Here is a 14,827-nt window from a genome sequence, read left to right as displayed (position 1 = left end):
ATGAGTAACCCCATAATTTCACTAAATCATATCGATGTCACTTTTTATCAAAAAAAGCGTACCATTGAAGCTGTCAAAGACGTTTCCATCACAATCAATCGTGGCGATGTTTACGGTATTGTTGGTTATTCCGGTGCCGGTAAGTCAACATTAGTACGTGTCATTAACTTATTACAAGAACCGACTAATGGTTCTGTTGTGGTTAATGATGAAACTTTTTTTCAGGCCGATAAAGAAACAAATAAAAAAATACGCATTAAAACAACTGATCTACGTAATCGTCGTCGTAAAATTGGTATGATTTTTCAACATTTTAATTTATTAAATGAACGCACGGTAACTGAAAACGTAGCTTTTGCTTTACAACATAGTAAGTTAACTCCAGATCAAAAAAAGGTCAAGGTCACAGAACTACTAAAATTAGTTGATTTAACAGACCGTGCTGAACAATTTCCGTCACAACTATCAGGTGGTCAAAAGCAACGTGTTGCCATTGCGCGTGCACTAGCAAATGATCCTGAGATTTTAATTTCTGACGAAGCAACTTCTGCATTAGATCCTAAAACAACCAACCAAATTCTAAGTTTATTAAAAAAACTCAATGAAGAACTTGGCTTAACAATTGTTTTAATCACACATGAAATGCAAGCCGTTAAAGAAATTGCCAATAAAGTTGCTGTCATGCAAGATGGTGAAATTATTGAACGTGGCTCATTGCTAGATATCTTTGCTCAGCCAACGCAACAGCTAACCAAAGAATTTATCGAAACCGCAACAAATATTGATAAAGCTATTGCAACGATTTCTTCTCAACCCTTGGTACAAAATCTTAATGATAACGAACTATTTATCCGTTTGTCTTATGTCGGCGCTACAACAGATGAGCCTTTAATTGCTGGCTTATTTCGTGATTTCCAAGTCACGGCTAATATTTTATATGGCAATGTTGAAATTTTACAAAATACGCCCGTTGGTTCATTACTTGTTATTCTATCGGGTACAGATGAGCAAATTAAGGCAGCAACATCAACTTTAGCCGATCATCATGTTGAAATTGAAATATTAAAAGGCGGTAAATAATTATGACAAAATGGTTTTCAGATACATTCCCAAACGTCGTTTATCAAGGCTGGACTGGTGATACAGGCTGGTGGACTTCTATTGTTCAGACATTTTATATGACTTTTTGGTCTGCCATTTTTGGTGGCATTCTTGGTTTAGTCTTTGGTATTGGTTTAATTATTACAGCCCCAAATGGTATTGCACCAAATAAACTGTTATTCTGGTTCTTTGATAAAATTGTGTCAGTTTTTCGTGCAGTACCCTTCATCATTTTATTAGCGTTCATCGCACCTTTTACGAAATTAATTGTTGGCACTCAAATTGGAACAACCGCAGCTTTGGTTCCTCTAGCTCTTGGTGTCTTCCCGTTTTACGCGCGTCAAATACAAGTTGCGTTAGCTGAAGTTGACAGTGGTATTGTTGAGGCTGCTCAGTCGGTAGGTGCCTCATTTTGGGATATTGTCTTTGGCGTTTATTTACGTGAAGGCCGTTCTGAGATTGCCCGCGTGTCAACCGTTACTTTGATTAGCTTAATCGGGTTGACGGCCATGGCTGGTGCTATAGGGGCTGGTGGACTAGGTAACATGGCAATTGCTTATGGTTACAATCGCTTTGCCACAGATACAACACTTGTGGCAACATTACTCGTTTTAATTTTTGTCCTTGTTGTTCAACTTATTGGTGATTATTTGGCCAAGAAACTCAGTCATAAATAGCCAATCCCATCTTTTATAAATAAAAATAACTCGAAAATCTATTATGTTAGATTTTCGAGTTATTTATTTAAGCTAAATAATTAATTATTCACCTTTTCAATACAAACACAATAGCATATGAGTTTACCGTTCTAATGTAAATTCAAAACGTTCACCAACATAATATGATCGCACATATTCAAATGGCCGTTCATTTTGGTCAAATGATACTTGGCGCACATTCAAAATAGCATCCCCACGTCTAATTTGCAAAAGTTCTGACAAACGTTCATTCGCCAACGTAGCTGAAATTGTCTGTTCTGCACGCCCTGGTTGAATACCTGCTTTTTCTAATGTCACATACAAAGATTCTGTTAAATCATGGCGTGAAAAGTCACTAATTAGTCTTGCCGGCAATGTTGTTCTCTCAAGTAAGATAGGTTCATTGTCACCCATCCGTAAACGTTCCATAATCAAAACATCATCATCATCTGCTAATTGCAAGTGCGTAATTTCAGAGGCAGATGGCGATGTTATTTTATAACTGACTGTCTGCGTTTTTGAAATGCGCCCTGTATTAGCCATTAGTTCTGTAAAACTTGTCATGCCTAATGCACGTTCAGATACTTTTTTCTCCGCAACATAAGTCCCAGAACCAATTTTTCGTTCTAATAAGCCCTCATCAACAAGTGTTTGAATAGCTTGTCGTAACGTCATACGCGACACATTAAAAGTTTCTGACAACTCACGTTCAGCAGGTAAACGCTTCTGAGATTGCCACTCTCCGGCTTCAATGCGCTCTTTTATTTGATTATGAATTTGAATGTAACGTGGTATTGCAGGTTTTGTCATTAATTTTTCCGTGCAAAGCGACGTCCAAATGAATAAGTCGCCTGTAATTGCATATCTTCCTTATTAAAAATATTAAAGTCGGCATCTTTACCAGTGGATAAATCGCCTTTTTGCGTTAATCCAAACTCACGTGCCTGATTGACTGAAGTCATTTGCACAGCATCATGAATGTCAGCCGATGTAAACTGTTGTATATTACGAAATGCATCATCATACGCTAAAACTGAACCAGCTAAATGGCCGTTTTCAAGACGTGCCTGTTTATCCTGAACCACCACTTTTTGTCCACCAAGTTCTGACACGCCGTTGCCTAAACCTTCGGCACGCATAGAATCTGTTACGAGTTCTAGCTGATGTGCACCCTTTAGACGAAAAGCAATTTCCAACATGTCAGGCACAATATGAAAACCATCAGCGATTAACTCACCCGTTATTGACTCTTCCAGCATACCATGTCCAGTTACTCCTGGTTCGCGATGATGTAGTGGTCTTTGTGCATTGTATAGATGCGTTATATGTGTTGCTCGTGAATGTAGTAATTGTGCACGCGTGGCATTTGAATGACCAATCGAGGGAATAATATGGTGCTTTAGCATAAATTCTTCAAAGTCTGGTATCCCACCATTTTCCGGTGCATAAGTCACTAATCGAATGCGCTCACCAGATAATGCATACCACTTTTTAAGCAATTCCGTGTTAGGATCAATAATATATTCTTCTGGTTGTGCACCCATAAATACTTTATTGATAAATGGCCCTTCCAAATGAATACCCTGAATCACCGGATTAAATTTAGCTACTTCGTTGATAGTCACCAAAGCCCGTTCGATGTTTTCAGGCGATTGCGTCATTGTTGTTGGAAATAACGATGTAATCCCTTCAGTAACCATTTTGTTGACCATATCATTGAGCTTTTCAGCATCACCATCCATGGTATCCAGACCATATCCACCATGTTTATGAACATCAATAAAACCAGGCACAACAAGTTTTCCTGTTGCTTCTGCAATCAATTCGTCATCGTCTTGTGGCGTAAAATCAACCATGTAGCCAACATCATGAATCACATCTGTGAAGCGTATATACGCATCTGCCATATGTTTTGAACCTGTGTAAAGATCAATATTTTTTAATAATTTAGCCATGATATAAATATTAGCAATCACGTGCCACTCATCGTGAGTAACAAAACAGTGGTTACCATTCCTCCTATTTATTCTTAACCTCATTATAATTGGTATAGACCGATTATGCAAATTTAATCTTCATCAAACTATTAGCACTTATTATTCACCTAAGTTACTATCTGCATGCTTAGTACCAGACGCATATTTATGAGCAACCTTTGAAGCCGCGGCTGCAGCTAAAGCACCAACTATATCATCTGCAAATGTGGTCACCGCTTCTGTTGTCTTTCCCTTACGATCCAATTCACCAACTAACCCGACTTTTATTTTATCAATATAGCCATAGTTGGTAACGCCAATTGTATCAAAAGACATTGCAATCGCTGTCCCTAATGTTTCGTCCACGCCAAATAACGTGTCATCGTTTTCAACCAAATCCTGTAATGGTGATTCTAACAAGTGCGCTTCCGCCAAACGATCTAATTCCAAAGCAACCCAGATTTGATGCTGAACGACGCGTTTATGTAAGATACTAATGACAGCTTCCTCAACTTGTTCAATTGTCAATCCTGGTAGATAAGATTGTTCGCTGTCATAGCCAATTATGGCAATTTCATGAAGCGTAATATGGTGCCTGTTTAGTTTTTCAACTGTGTTTTCATAAGTTGCATATTGCATAAATTTTCCCCCTACTGTTTCATCTAGTATATCCAAAAAAAGAATATTTAACAAAGGTCATTTTTAGACTTGCAAAAATGACTAAACTTCTGTAAAATAGTTAGAGTAATTGCCCCTTGGCCAAGCGGTAAGGCGGTGGCTTCTGGTGCCACTATCGTTGGTTCGAATCCAGCAGGGGCAATAACTAAGCGATCAATGTGATCGCTTTTTTTGTTCCCTTTTTCTGATAATATACGCGTATAATAACCTTTATCAGGAGGAATGTTTATGTTCACTTTTTCCAGCTTTACGGCTGGCGCGCATAATTAGGAGACGCTATGACTATTAACCTTGAACCTTTTTCAAAATCAGATGTGCAATACGTTTACGACGTTGAATATGGTAATTTAGCGGATCGCACTTGGATGGCCTTTAATGGCCCCTATTTTCAAGACCCTATCCCAACATGGCCTGAATTTCAACAACACGCAGATGGACTAATTGATCATGCACACCATCGTTTAATTTGGTATAACCAGCGAATTGTCGGTGAAGTTTCTGCACATTGGGCTGATGGCCCTCTTCAACGCTGGTTAGAAATTGGTATTGTCATCTATCAAAAAAGTGATTGGGGTAAAGGTATTGCCACCGCCTCTGTAAAAATTTGGATTGCAGAACTATTTTCACAACATACAGAACTACCACACATTGGCTTAACAACTTGGTCTGGTAATACCGGCATGATGCGTGCTAGTGAAAAAATTGGACTTTTACATGAAGGAACGATTCGACAGGTACGCTACTGGCAAGGTACTTATTATGATTCCGTCAAGTATGGTATTTTGCGTACTGAGTTGGCCTAAAAAATTCATCGTGTACGCAAATTTAATAACATTCTAATCAACTCTTTTAAGGTGAATTTCTGTCATCTCACCAAGTTGTGTGGTCGCAACTGCCTGCAAACGGTATCGATAATTTCCAGGTTCAAACAATCGCTTCCCCCGCCCAAGTAAAACAGGTACGATCTGTATCCAGAATTCGTCAATCATATTAGCCTCAAGCAACGGCTTTAGAATACTACCACCGCCAATAATCCAAATATTTTCCCCCGCTTTTGTTTGATAATCTTTAATAATCTCTACAATGTCTCCTGAAACATAAGTGGTATCTTTTTGATTCGCATGATTACCACGCGAAAAAACGACTTTTTCTTTACCTGCATAAAGCGTTTCTTCACCACTCAGTTGCTGTGCCACTTCAAATGTTTTTCGCCCCATTACAAAGGTACTAATCTGTTTTTCAAATGATTCATAGGTGGATTGACCATTTAAGTTGGTATCAAGTAACCACTGTAAATCATCATTTTCATCAGATAAAAAGCCATCCAAACTTATAGCACCGTAAAAAACGACTTGACGCATAAACACCATACCTTTCTTTTTTGGATACTATTTACTAATCTTTAATACTTATTTTAACATAGTTGCACAATCAAAAAAATTATGTTAAATTTAACTTGTAGTTTAATATTTAACAATCTGGGGTGCCATTGGCTGAGAAACACCCATTGAACCTGATCTGGTTAATACCAGCGAAGGGAGAATTGCTTTTTTGATGTTGTACTTAGGCAAACTCTTGGCTCATAAATGAACCAAGAGTTTTTTATTTGCCTAGAAAACATCATATAAAGAAAGATTGAAATTTTAAAGCATTTGTATACCAGACATAAAATAATAACTACAAAAAAATTATTGGAGGCATAATCTTATGCAAACTATTTCAAAGTCAAAATCAACACGTTGGGCACTCCGTGATGTGTTGTTACTGGCATTCGTCGCTGTTTTTATCGGTTTTATTTTTTGGGTACTTGGCCCAATTTATAATTTATTATCAGCTGCTTTAACACCATTGGGCTTAGCTCCTTTTGCCAATGAACTTCTAATTGGTGGCTGGATGATGGCTGCGCCACTTGCCAGTATTTTAATCCGTCAAGCAGGTGCTGGTGTTTTGGGTGAATTCTTTGCTGCTGCCGTTGAAATGTTACTCGGCGGTCAATGGGGTGTCGCAACTTTGTTGTCTGGCCTTGTACAAGGTATCGGCAGTGAAGCAGGATTTGCTGTCTTAGGATACAAAAACTGGGGTTGGCGTGGTATCTTTTCGTCAGCAATTACTGGAACAATTGTGACATTTATCTGGTCTGCATTCCGTGATGGTTACAGTTCTTATCATATCGGATTGTTAATCGCCTTATTCATCACACGTTTTATCTCACTTTTGTTCTTTGGTGGCGTCTTGGTTGTTGCTATCCAAAAACTAATTGAAAAGGCTGGTGTCTTGCATCGTGACTGATTTAGTGGTTGACCATGTGAATTTTGCTTATCGCGAAACACCAGTGTTAACCGATATTTCACTCAAATTACGACCTAACAGTTTTAATTTACTCGTTGGCCCAAGTGGTAGTGGTAAATCTACGCTGCTTAAATTACTATCCGGTCTCTATCCAACATTTAGTGATGGGTCATTGACTGGTAAGTTAACTCTTGATGATTATGACATTCATGACATTGTGCCTTATCAACGTGTCGCACATATTGGTTACTTATTTCAAAATCCAACACGGCAATTTGTCATGAGAACACCTTTTGAAGAATTACGATTTAGCCTAGAAAATTTACAGGTTAAGCCTGAAGATATTGAAAAGCGGATCACTGATGCTATGGAAAGTGTTGGTATGACAGCTTATATGCATCATGATTTATTGCACTTATCTGGTGGCGAAAAACAAAAAGTGGCACTAGCGACTGTTTTAGCTGCAGATAGTGAGTATTTATTGTTAGATGAACCGTTTGCAAACGTTGATCCCATTGCCAGATTACAACTAATCGACGTGATCAAAGCTTATCAAAATCAAGGCAAAACTATCTTAATTACAGATCACGATTGGAGTGGTTATACGGACGCCATTGATGATATCTTTGTAATGGATTCTGGTCATTTACACAACGCCTTAACGGACGAACGTGAACAGATTTTGGCTAAGTTACCAAATCAACCAGCTATCCATACCAGCCTACCGGACGAAAAAGAAGGTATTATTACACTTGACTCTGTGACTTTAAACAGTGGTGCGCGCACATTGTTGTCGGCCACAACTCGACTATTACCAGAAGAAAAACGAATTCTCATCACTGGCCCAAATGGTGTGGGTAAATCAACGCTGTTATCTGCCCTTGTTAAGTTATATCCCTATGGCGGTACAATTACCTATCATAAAGAAAATATTGCTAAGCGTAAGATAGCCAAACATGTACAGGATATTGCACTTGTTTTTCAAAATGCTGAGCAACAATTTGTTGCCATGACAGTTCAAGAAGAACTTACGCAAGCGCAGACGTTAAGTCATTTCCCAGAGTTTTGGTCTGACGATGCAATCACACGTGTCTTAACACAATTAAATCTGCATGGCCTTCGTGACCATATTGTTTATCAATTGTCTGGCGGTCAACAGAAAAAGTTACAGGTGTTATTAATGTTAATCATTGGCACCCAAACGTTATTGTTTGATGAACCTTTAGCAGGACTTGATAGCATCTCACAGCAACATTTACTTGATATCATTGCCGATTTGACAACACGGCAACATCAAACAGTGATCATGATTAGTCATCAGTTACATGCAGTAACCGATTGGTTTGATTACCATCTACAATTCGATAATCAAGAACTCAATTACGTTGGTGATGCCTTATGAATCCATTGATAAAATTTGCAACCGTTATGGTTATTGCTTTGGAACTTACTTTTATAAAAAGCGTGACACTCAATATTATTATCATTGGCGTTAGTGCCTTTTTATATTTATTTCTTAAACTCAATTGGCGGCAATGGTTATGGTTATTTATATTGCCGTTATTACCTGGACTAGGCTCTTGGTTTTCATTGATGTATTTTGGTACTGGGGATCATGAGCATATGGCTTGGGTCATGTTATCTCGTGTCTTCGCCTATTTATGGCTAGGTGGCCTATTCACCTTAAAGCTTAATGATGAACGTGATATTTTCTTAGCCACTTTGGAGCAAAAAGCTAAACTCAGCGCAACATTTGTTTACGCATTAGTTGGTGTTTTGAATTTTATGCCCGCAGTTAGCCAAGAAATGAAGACCATTCGCGTTGCGTCACAAATGCGCGGTCAGACACTGCATATTTGGCAACCGCAGCTTTACTTTAAAGCCATTTTAGCGGCCATTCGTTGGTCACAAAATTTGGCTGAAGGTATGGTTAGCCATGGCTTTACTGAGGGTGCGACCCGAACACACTTACAAGTCGTTACCATTAAACGACGCGATTGGTTCTTATTGGTCATTATTTTAATTGCTTTTCAACTATTATTACTACCTAACTGGTACTGAGAGGATAACTTTATGACTTTTTCAGAAGATGTATTAAAACGTGCACAGCCAATGATGGCCGCCATCATGGTGCATCCGTTTGTTCAAGGTATTGCAGCTGGGACTGTCCCTGATGCCGTTTTAAATTATTACGTGGAACAAGATGAACATTATTTAAAAGACTATTTGCAAGTTACTGCACTGACAGTCACAAAAACAACTGATGCAGACGATATTGCGCGCCTCTTAGAAACAGCACAATTCGTCAGTAACGAATCCAAAGCCCATGAAGTGATGTTAGCTATTACTGGTCATCACGTTGAAAATTGGCGCCGTAGTCCTGATACACAACTGTATACGGACCACATGTACACTTCCGCCTACCATGGTACTTATGCTGATGCAATCGCTGTTTTATTACCATGTGCTTGGAGTTATGGTGTTATTGGCAGTAAACTTGTGTCGCAAGGTGCCAATAACGAGGCCAATCCATTGAAAGAATGGATCGAACTCTATGCACCACAAGAAGATGATACCATCGATTACAATGCTTGGCGTTTTGACGCCTTAAATCGTGCTGTTGCTAATCTTAATGATAGCCAAAAAGAACATGTCGCTCAAACTTTTTTGAAAAGTTTAGAAATGGAGTGGCGTTTCTGGGAAGCTGCTTGGAAGCAGACACAATGGCAGTTTGACTTTTAACATTATGTAAAAAAACTGATAGACATGCTTTGAGGATAATTAATCCCAAAACACGATATCAGTTTTTTTGTCAATTTATTTGAATAAATTAGTCACTTCATTCATTAACTATTGCTTACTTATTTACTCTCTCAATATATTGCATTTAGTTTGCAAAATATTGTTTTAGAGCATCAGCAGTGTAGGTATTACCAACTTTGATTAATTCGTATGGCGTTCCTTGAAAAAGAACTTTCCCACCATTGTCGCCTGCTCCTGGTCCCATATCTATGTCCCAATCGGCTTGACCGATAAAACGTAAATTATGTTCTACTACAAGAATGGTTAATTGTCGATGTAAAATAATATTTTTTAACAAATCAATCAATTCTTGAATGTTCGCTTCGTGTAAGCCACTTGTTGGTTCATCAAGCACGATAATTTGACTTTGCTTTGACAGTAAACATTTAGTTAATTTCAAACGTTGTAGTTCACCACCTGAAAGTGTGTTTAAAGACTGACCAACTTTCAAATAGTCTAATTTACAATCTTGTAATACCGACATGGTAGACTTTAACACAGGAAATAATGTCGCTATTTTACTAGCAGTCAGATTCAAAACTTGATGAATATTATAGCCATTGACGCTAGCCTGAAGTACCTCATCTGAATATCTGGATCCCTGACAAGCCTCACAAATTGAAGTCGCATCACCAAGATAAGCCAAGTCAAGTTTGATCACACCGAGTCCTTTACATACAGGACAGGCTCCCTTGCCATTGAAAGAAAACAGTGACAATGGTTTTTTAGTAGCATGTGCGAATTGTTTTCTCAGTAGATCAAATACGCCTAAATAAGTCAAAATATTTGATCGCGAATTGGCATGAATTGGGTTTTGATTTAAAATTGTTATATTATCTTGTTGCTTAATAAAAGAACGAACTAAAGAACTTTTACCAGATCCTGCTGGACCAGAAATAACTGTTAGCGCTTTTTTTGGAATATCAACATTTATATCTAATAAGTTATGTAATTTTAAATGTTTTAATTTAAAAAATTCAAACTTTAATGGTTGCGGTAGATTAACTGTTCCTGGATTATTAAGTGCTTCTGCGGTGAGTGTATTGCTCTGAAGTAATTGACTATAACTACCATTGAAGGTAACATAACCACCACTCTCTCCTGCTAACTCGCCTAGATTAATGATATGATCAGCTATTTGAATAATATCTGGATCATGATCCACAATAACTAACGTGTTTCCTTTTTCTTTGAGTAACTTAAAAATATCAATAATACCGATTAAATCATGTGGATGTAAGCCAACACTCGGTTCATCAAAAATATACAAAACATCTGTTAAGGCGCTATTGAGGTGGCTAGCAAGCTTTATACGCTGTGCTTCACCACCTGACAGGTTACTCGTACCGCGATTAAGACTTAGATAGGATAATCCAACCATCATCAAGTTTGAAATTTTTGTAAACAAGTCATTAACAAGCGTCTCAATGCCGTCACTTTTGACGCTACTTAACCATTTTTCCAATTCATCAATAGAAAGCATGCAACATTCTGCAATGCTTTTACCCGCTAATTTCGCACTTCGAGCTGCTTGATTTAAACGTAATCCTTGGCAATCAGGACAGATACTTTTTTGAATAATAGCTTTTAATTGTTGATCATATTTATTATTTTCTTGATTAAAAAAAGCTTTCTTTATACGTGGCATAAGCCCCACATATTTAGCTGTTTTATGCCACTTGGGCAATGGGTTTTTCGGTACTTGTTCTGCACCGTATAAAAATAAATTTAAGGTTTCATTGTCCCAATTTAACAATGGTAAATCATTATCAAAAAAACCTGAATCGGTATATCTTGTTAATCGCCAACCCCCAGGTTGAAACGTTGGTAACTTTATCGCCCCCTGATTTAACGACAGATTTTTATCTAAAATTTGTTCACTGCTAATGTCTTGAATATACCCTAAGCCCTCACACCTTAGGCACATACCCGCAGGGTTATTAAAAGAATAAACCATTGAATAACCAATAAATGGTACCGCTTTTCGTGAAAACAATAAGCGTAATGTTGTATAAATATCAGTATATGTTCCTACTGTGGACCGCGCATTACCGCTTAACTTTTTTTGTGTTACAACGACCGAAAAAGGTAAGTTTTTGATGCTATCAACTTCAGGTTTTGAATAATTAGGCAAAAGTTGTTGCACATAAGCACTATAATTTTTATTGATTTCTCTCTGACTTTCCGATGCAAGCGTTGAAAAAGCTAATGATGATTTTCCTGCCCCAGATACACCAGTTAAAACTGTTATTTTATGTTTAGGAATTTGCACATTAATATTTTTTAGATTGTTAGTTCTGGCACCTTTTATGATAATATCACTATTGCTCACTCGATAACCTGCTTTCTCGTAATGTCATAACTAGTTTTTGACTGAGTTTTATAAACTGTTCTTGTTCATCATGAGTAAAGCAAGTTTGTGCTTCATTTGATAATTCTTGATGCTTATTATCTGTTTGAGATAAAAATTGTCGGCCCTTTATGGTTAAGTCTGTCACCATTTCTCTACGATCTATCTGAGCTGGTATTTGAATAATATAGTTTAATTCATGCAATTTGGTTAAATTTTTTGATAGTTTTGTTTTGGTAATACCAAGATGTTGACTTAATTGTTTCGGCAATTTAGCTTCTGACTTTAACAGACTTAAAATATCATATTGTAACCAAGAAATGCCATCAGGATTAACGAGGTTACGTTCCGCAACTAATTCGCATTGTAACTGTGAGAGTGTTACTTGTAATTGTTCAGTCATTAATAAATCCTTTCAAAAAGAGATATAGTTTCCATATAGAAACTATATCTCTTTTTGAATATAAAGGCAATGTCCTTTATCTAACCTTTCTAAGTTAAGATAAAGCCCACGCTCTCAAATTATTTATGTTTTAAAACCACAATCCCGCAGTTAAACCAACACCATCGCCAATATTTGGCTTTTGCAACTTAGTATATAACGCCAAACCTGCTTTAGAAATTTTTTGTTCTAACGCTAACTGCCGGAACCCAGATGCAAGATCAACAATCACTCTACGCTCATAGGTCTTCTTTTTTAATTGTACAATTGCACGGTCAACCAACACTTGCTCTACACTAGTGTCTAAATGAATTGCTTCTAAATATGATAGTAGATCCTGTTGCTTTTTAAAAAATGCCATGTCTTACTTCCCCCCTTATAAATACCATAACAGTTCATCACTTTGGATTCAACTTAAACCCATAAAACACACTGCCTTTAAATGTTTGCTTTGACATTTTACCACTCGCAGTATAGGCCTTACCGTGTTTTGATTTTGCATCAAAACTGATATCATCCCCATTTAATAGCTTGACCAGTTCATCAGCTGTAAAAATATGCCCACTCCAGGATTTGGCAAAGCTAATTTCTTCACCTTTAAATATACCCGTCGTTTTTTCGGTAACTTGTCTTTTTGGCGCAGGTTTTGGCTTGCCTAATAAGGATTCGAGGTCATCAGCATTTGACAACATAATTGGCATATCATGTTCAACAACCTGTGTGATCGAATCGAGTAATTTGGGCATCGTGATTTCAAATTGGCCGACCTGGTCCATCATTTCAAATAAACGCTTGGTAATTTTGGGTGACGCAATCCATGTATCTTTAACCATTACTGCCGACACATTCCCTGTTTCAGTTAACGTTAACTTGCCACGTGTTTCTTTGATCATCGATTTTGTGCCGCGACTCATGTCAGATAACGTTGATACTCGTGTGGCACCAGTCCCGACATGGTGCTTTTCTAGGAATGCCATAATCCATTTAGTGGTCGGTGTTTGTGGCTTTTTGTTCGCCCCTTCATACAAATAAGGTTGCGCAATTGGTCCTAACTGCCCAGTATTATCATCTTCGCTGTCTTCTTCAACCTTAATCGCCCGCTGAGAATCGTAAACCGCTTTGAAATTCATTTCAATTGGTATATTAAAAGCTGTTTTGAACAGTGGATAATCTTCCAAATCGGCTGTCACATGATCATAAACATAGTCTTCAGCGAGCATTGCTAGATAGTTTTTAGCTAAAATATCATAAATTGCTTGTGCACTCGGTCCAAATTTGGTTAAACTTGCTAAGCTAGTTGGTAGGTTTTCGCCAGGTCGGTTAGCACCGTGAGCACCTTGCTTTTTAACGTGTGTTGGACGTGGTTGGCGGTGCGTTAACAAACTGGTATCAACATGAACGAGCTGTGCAATCTGGTCAATTTTAGGTAGTAAGTCGTTAAATTGTTCTGGCGTCACAGTTTTATCTTCTGTACGTGGATATGACACAACCTGTGCCTCGTACATTTTTTGATAAGTGCCCAAAACTTCCTTTGATGAAAAGCCACGTGGCGCTAAAATAGAAGCTAGGCCTGCCAAATCAAGCAATTTTCCCGGCGCCTGCGTACGTGTTTGGTGTTTTTCATTAGCAACTGCACTCTCATGATATTGCGCCATATCCTTTTGCGCATCAGCTTTTGTTGAAAAACGCCAAGGTATGACATCACCATCTGGTGTCACGCGACCAAAAGTATGCCCAGCTGGGTCCTTAAATTTGACTTCAAAGTAAGGTTTCTTCACATAATTTTTAATAGCTAGTAGTTGGGCATATATTTGCCAAACAATGACTGACTTTAAACGACCTTCACGCGCAACAACTTTAAACCCCTGTTTTTTGGCAGCAGTTGTCGCAATTCGCGTGAGTTGCATTGATGCAAAATCCCAACGGTTACGACTCTCGCCTTTAATATACTCGCCGTCTTGCTGCTTGTCTGAGACGTCACGCAAATTCATCATGGCTGTTTTAATGCCTGTTGCGGACTCATCCATGAAATTGACTCGTAGCACTTGACAACGCCATTTAATCGCGTCTAATGCCTCCCATGCCAATAATTCGCCTTCACCTGATGGATCCGTGTCAGTCGCAATCACAATGGCATCATAACCTGTCTTGGCTTCTTTTTTAAGCTCATCAATTAATTTTTTAGTTGATTCAGTTTTACCAGTACGCATGTTACGCTGACGAATATACGTTCGTTCCCAAGAGAAATCATTTAAATCCCATGGTAAATGCTTGACTAACCAAGATTTATATTGTTTTTTCAAGTCTTCTGCAACCATTTCTTCGGGATCTTTGAGTGTCATCACGTGTCCGCGAAGATTGGTAATTTTGTAGGTGAAATTGTTAAATGTGCCTGTTTTGCCGCCTAATGCTTTGACAAAATTGGCTGCCGCTGATGGCTTTTCAGTTAAAATAAGGTAGTTAGGCATAAGTTATGTTGTCATATCTTTCT

At 38.0% G+C, this 14,827-nt stretch carries 15 protein-coding genes, 1 tRNA gene and 1 riboswitch; of the genes, 8 read left to right on the top strand and 8 right to left on the bottom strand.

What is annotated here, in order from left to right; all coding sequences use genetic code 11:
- Both K5Q14_RS06510 and K5Q14_RS06505 read left to right on the top strand, forming a co-directional pair.
- Complete coding sequence (locus tag K5Q14_RS06510) at window positions 1-1,080, top strand: methionine ABC transporter ATP-binding protein (protein ID WP_220735023.1); 1,080 nt, start codon at window positions 1-3, stop codon at window positions 1,078-1,080.
- 2 nt (window positions 1,081-1,082) lie between these two features.
- The gene (locus tag K5Q14_RS06505; RefSeq protein ID WP_220735022.1) at window positions 1,083-1,778 is read left to right on the top strand and encodes a methionine ABC transporter permease; all 696 of its coding nucleotides are present in this window, start codon (window positions 1,083-1,085) and stop codon (window positions 1,776-1,778) included.
- A gap of 123 nt (window positions 1,779-1,901) precedes the next feature.
- On the opposite strand, the gene K5Q14_RS06500 is transcribed toward K5Q14_RS06505, so the two are convergent.
- The 3 genes from K5Q14_RS06500 to K5Q14_RS06490 all read right to left on the bottom strand — a co-directional run bounded on the left by K5Q14_RS06500 (window position 1,902) and on the right by K5Q14_RS06490 (window position 4,414).
- Window positions 1,902-2,609: a GntR family transcriptional regulator gene (locus K5Q14_RS06500; protein ID WP_220735021.1), complete on the bottom strand. Its 708-nt coding sequence runs from the start codon at window positions 2,607-2,609 to the stop codon at window positions 1,902-1,904.
- Window positions 2,609-3,754: an N-acetylglucosamine-6-phosphate deacetylase gene (nagA, locus tag K5Q14_RS06495; RefSeq protein WP_220735020.1), complete on the bottom strand. Its 1,146-nt coding sequence runs from the start codon at window positions 3,752-3,754 to the stop codon at window positions 2,609-2,611. Before nagA ends, K5Q14_RS06500 begins: the two co-directional genes overlap by 1 nt.
- Before the next feature lie 141 nt (window positions 3,755-3,895).
- Complete coding sequence (locus K5Q14_RS06490) at window positions 3,896-4,414, bottom strand: phosphatidylglycerophosphatase A family protein (protein WP_220735019.1); 519 nt, start codon at window positions 4,412-4,414, stop codon at window positions 3,896-3,898.
- A gap of 110 nt (window positions 4,415-4,524) precedes the next feature.
- On the opposite strand from K5Q14_RS06490, the gene K5Q14_RS06485 reads away from it, so the two are divergent.
- Together K5Q14_RS06485 and K5Q14_RS06480 are read left to right on the top strand one after the other, a co-directional pair.
- Window positions 4,525-4,595, top strand: a tRNA-Gln gene (locus K5Q14_RS06485).
- A gap of 136 nt (window positions 4,596-4,731) precedes the next feature.
- A complete protein-coding gene (locus tag K5Q14_RS06480) occupies window positions 4,732-5,256 on the top strand; it encodes a GNAT family N-acetyltransferase (protein WP_220735018.1) in 525 nt (174 codons plus the stop codon).
- Window positions 5,257-5,289: 33 nt separating this feature from the next.
- Here K5Q14_RS06480 and K5Q14_RS06475 read toward each other — a convergent pair whose 3' ends face one another.
- Complete coding sequence (locus tag K5Q14_RS06475) at window positions 5,290-5,814, bottom strand: dihydrofolate reductase family protein (protein ID WP_220735017.1); 525 nt, start codon at window positions 5,812-5,814, stop codon at window positions 5,290-5,292.
- A gap of 108 nt (window positions 5,815-5,922) precedes the next feature.
- Window positions 5,923-6,011, top strand: a riboswitch (TPP riboswitch).
- Between the two features lie 149 nt (window positions 6,012-6,160).
- Here K5Q14_RS06475 and K5Q14_RS06470 point away from each other — a divergent pair.
- Genes K5Q14_RS06470 through tenA form a run of 4 tightly spaced genes read left to right on the top strand, consistent with a single transcriptional unit; the run spans window position 6,161 to window position 9,484 of the window.
- The gene (locus tag K5Q14_RS06470; protein WP_220735016.1) at window positions 6,161-6,742 is read left to right on the top strand and encodes an ECF transporter S component; all 582 of its coding nucleotides are present in this window, start codon (window positions 6,161-6,163) and stop codon (window positions 6,740-6,742) included.
- Complete coding sequence (locus K5Q14_RS06465; protein WP_220735015.1) at window positions 6,735-8,144, top strand: ABC transporter ATP-binding protein; 1,410 nt, start codon at window positions 6,735-6,737, stop codon at window positions 8,142-8,144. Before K5Q14_RS06470 ends, K5Q14_RS06465 begins: the two co-directional genes overlap by 8 nt.
- Window positions 8,141-8,803 carry an energy-coupling factor transporter transmembrane component T family protein gene (locus K5Q14_RS06460; protein ID WP_220735014.1) on the top strand — a complete coding sequence of 221 codons (663 nt, stop codon included), beginning with the start codon at window positions 8,141-8,143 and terminating at the stop codon, window positions 8,801-8,803. The genes K5Q14_RS06465 and K5Q14_RS06460 overlap by 4 nt, the downstream gene beginning before the upstream one ends.
- Before the next feature lie 12 nt (window positions 8,804-8,815).
- Window positions 8,816-9,484, top strand: a complete 669-nt coding sequence (gene tenA / locus K5Q14_RS06455; RefSeq protein ID WP_220735013.1) for a thiaminase II — start codon at window positions 8,816-8,818, stop codon at window positions 9,482-9,484.
- Window positions 9,485-9,629: 145 nt separating this feature from the next.
- On the opposite strand, the gene K5Q14_RS06450 is transcribed toward tenA, so the two are convergent.
- From K5Q14_RS06450 to K5Q14_RS06435, 4 genes are all read right to left on the bottom strand, one after another.
- Window positions 9,630-11,876: an ATP-binding cassette domain-containing protein gene (locus tag K5Q14_RS06450; RefSeq protein WP_220735012.1), complete on the bottom strand. Its 2,247-nt coding sequence runs from the start codon at window positions 11,874-11,876 to the stop codon at window positions 9,630-9,632.
- Window positions 11,866-12,297 carry a MarR family winged helix-turn-helix transcriptional regulator gene (locus tag K5Q14_RS06445; RefSeq protein WP_220735011.1) on the bottom strand — a complete coding sequence of 144 codons (432 nt, stop codon included), beginning with the start codon at window positions 12,295-12,297 and terminating at the stop codon, window positions 11,866-11,868. Before K5Q14_RS06445 ends, K5Q14_RS06450 begins: the two co-directional genes overlap by 11 nt.
- Before the next feature lie 130 nt (window positions 12,298-12,427).
- Window positions 12,428-12,697 (bottom strand): hypothetical protein, encoded by a 270-nt coding sequence (locus K5Q14_RS06440; RefSeq protein ID WP_220735010.1) that lies wholly within the window; start codon window positions 12,695-12,697, stop codon window positions 12,428-12,430.
- 37 nt (window positions 12,698-12,734) lie between these two features.
- Complete coding sequence (locus tag K5Q14_RS06435) at window positions 12,735-14,804, bottom strand: DNA topoisomerase (RefSeq protein ID WP_220735009.1); 2,070 nt, start codon at window positions 14,802-14,804, stop codon at window positions 12,735-12,737.
- Between the last annotated feature and the right edge of the window lie 23 nt (window positions 14,805-14,827).

Source organism: Leuconostoc inhae (assembly GCF_019656015.1).
Taxonomy (GTDB): Bacteria; Bacillota; Bacilli; order Lactobacillales; family Lactobacillaceae; genus Leuconostoc; species Leuconostoc inhae_A.
The sequence above is the reverse complement of the archived record's forward strand: the minus strand, read 5'-3'. Positions and strand labels throughout refer to the sequence as shown.

What these genes read in the sequence shown, in the direction of transcription:
- K5Q14_RS06510 (WP_220735023.1), top strand. Translation starts at nt 1, where the DNA reads ATGAGTAACCCCATAATTTCACTAAATCATATCGATGTCACTTTTTAT.
- K5Q14_RS06505 (WP_220735022.1), top strand. Translation starts at nt 1,083, where the DNA reads ATGACAAAATGGTTTTCAGATACATTCCCAAACGTCGTTTATCAAGGC.
- K5Q14_RS06500 (WP_220735021.1), bottom strand. Translation starts at nt 2,609, where the DNA reads ATGACAAAACCTGCAATACCACGTTACATTCAAATTCATAATCAAATA.
- nagA (WP_220735020.1), bottom strand. Translation starts at nt 3,754, where the DNA reads ATGGCTAAATTATTAAAAAATATTGATCTTTACACAGGTTCAAAACAT.
- K5Q14_RS06490 (WP_220735019.1), bottom strand. Translation starts at nt 4,414, where the DNA reads ATGCAATATGCAACTTATGAAAACACAGTTGAAAAACTAAACAGGCAC.
- K5Q14_RS06480 (WP_220735018.1), top strand. Translation starts at nt 4,732, where the DNA reads ATGACTATTAACCTTGAACCTTTTTCAAAATCAGATGTGCAATACGTT.
- K5Q14_RS06475 (WP_220735017.1), bottom strand. Translation starts at nt 5,814, where the DNA reads ATGCGTCAAGTCGTTTTTTACGGTGCTATAAGTTTGGATGGCTTTTTA.
- K5Q14_RS06470 (WP_220735016.1), top strand. Translation starts at nt 6,161, where the DNA reads ATGCAAACTATTTCAAAGTCAAAATCAACACGTTGGGCACTCCGTGAT.
- K5Q14_RS06460 (WP_220735014.1), top strand. Translation starts at nt 8,141, where the DNA reads ATGAATCCATTGATAAAATTTGCAACCGTTATGGTTATTGCTTTGGAA.
- tenA (WP_220735013.1), top strand. Translation starts at nt 8,816, where the DNA reads ATGACTTTTTCAGAAGATGTATTAAAACGTGCACAGCCAATGATGGCC.
- K5Q14_RS06445 (WP_220735011.1), bottom strand. Translation starts at nt 12,297, where the DNA reads ATGACTGAACAATTACAAGTAACACTCTCACAGTTACAATGCGAATTA.
- K5Q14_RS06440 (WP_220735010.1), bottom strand. Translation starts at nt 12,697, where the DNA reads ATGGCATTTTTTAAAAAGCAACAGGATCTACTATCATATTTAGAAGCA.
- K5Q14_RS06435 (WP_220735009.1), bottom strand. Translation starts at nt 14,804, where the DNA reads ATGCCTAACTACCTTATTTTAACTGAAAAGCCATCAGCGGCAGCCAAT.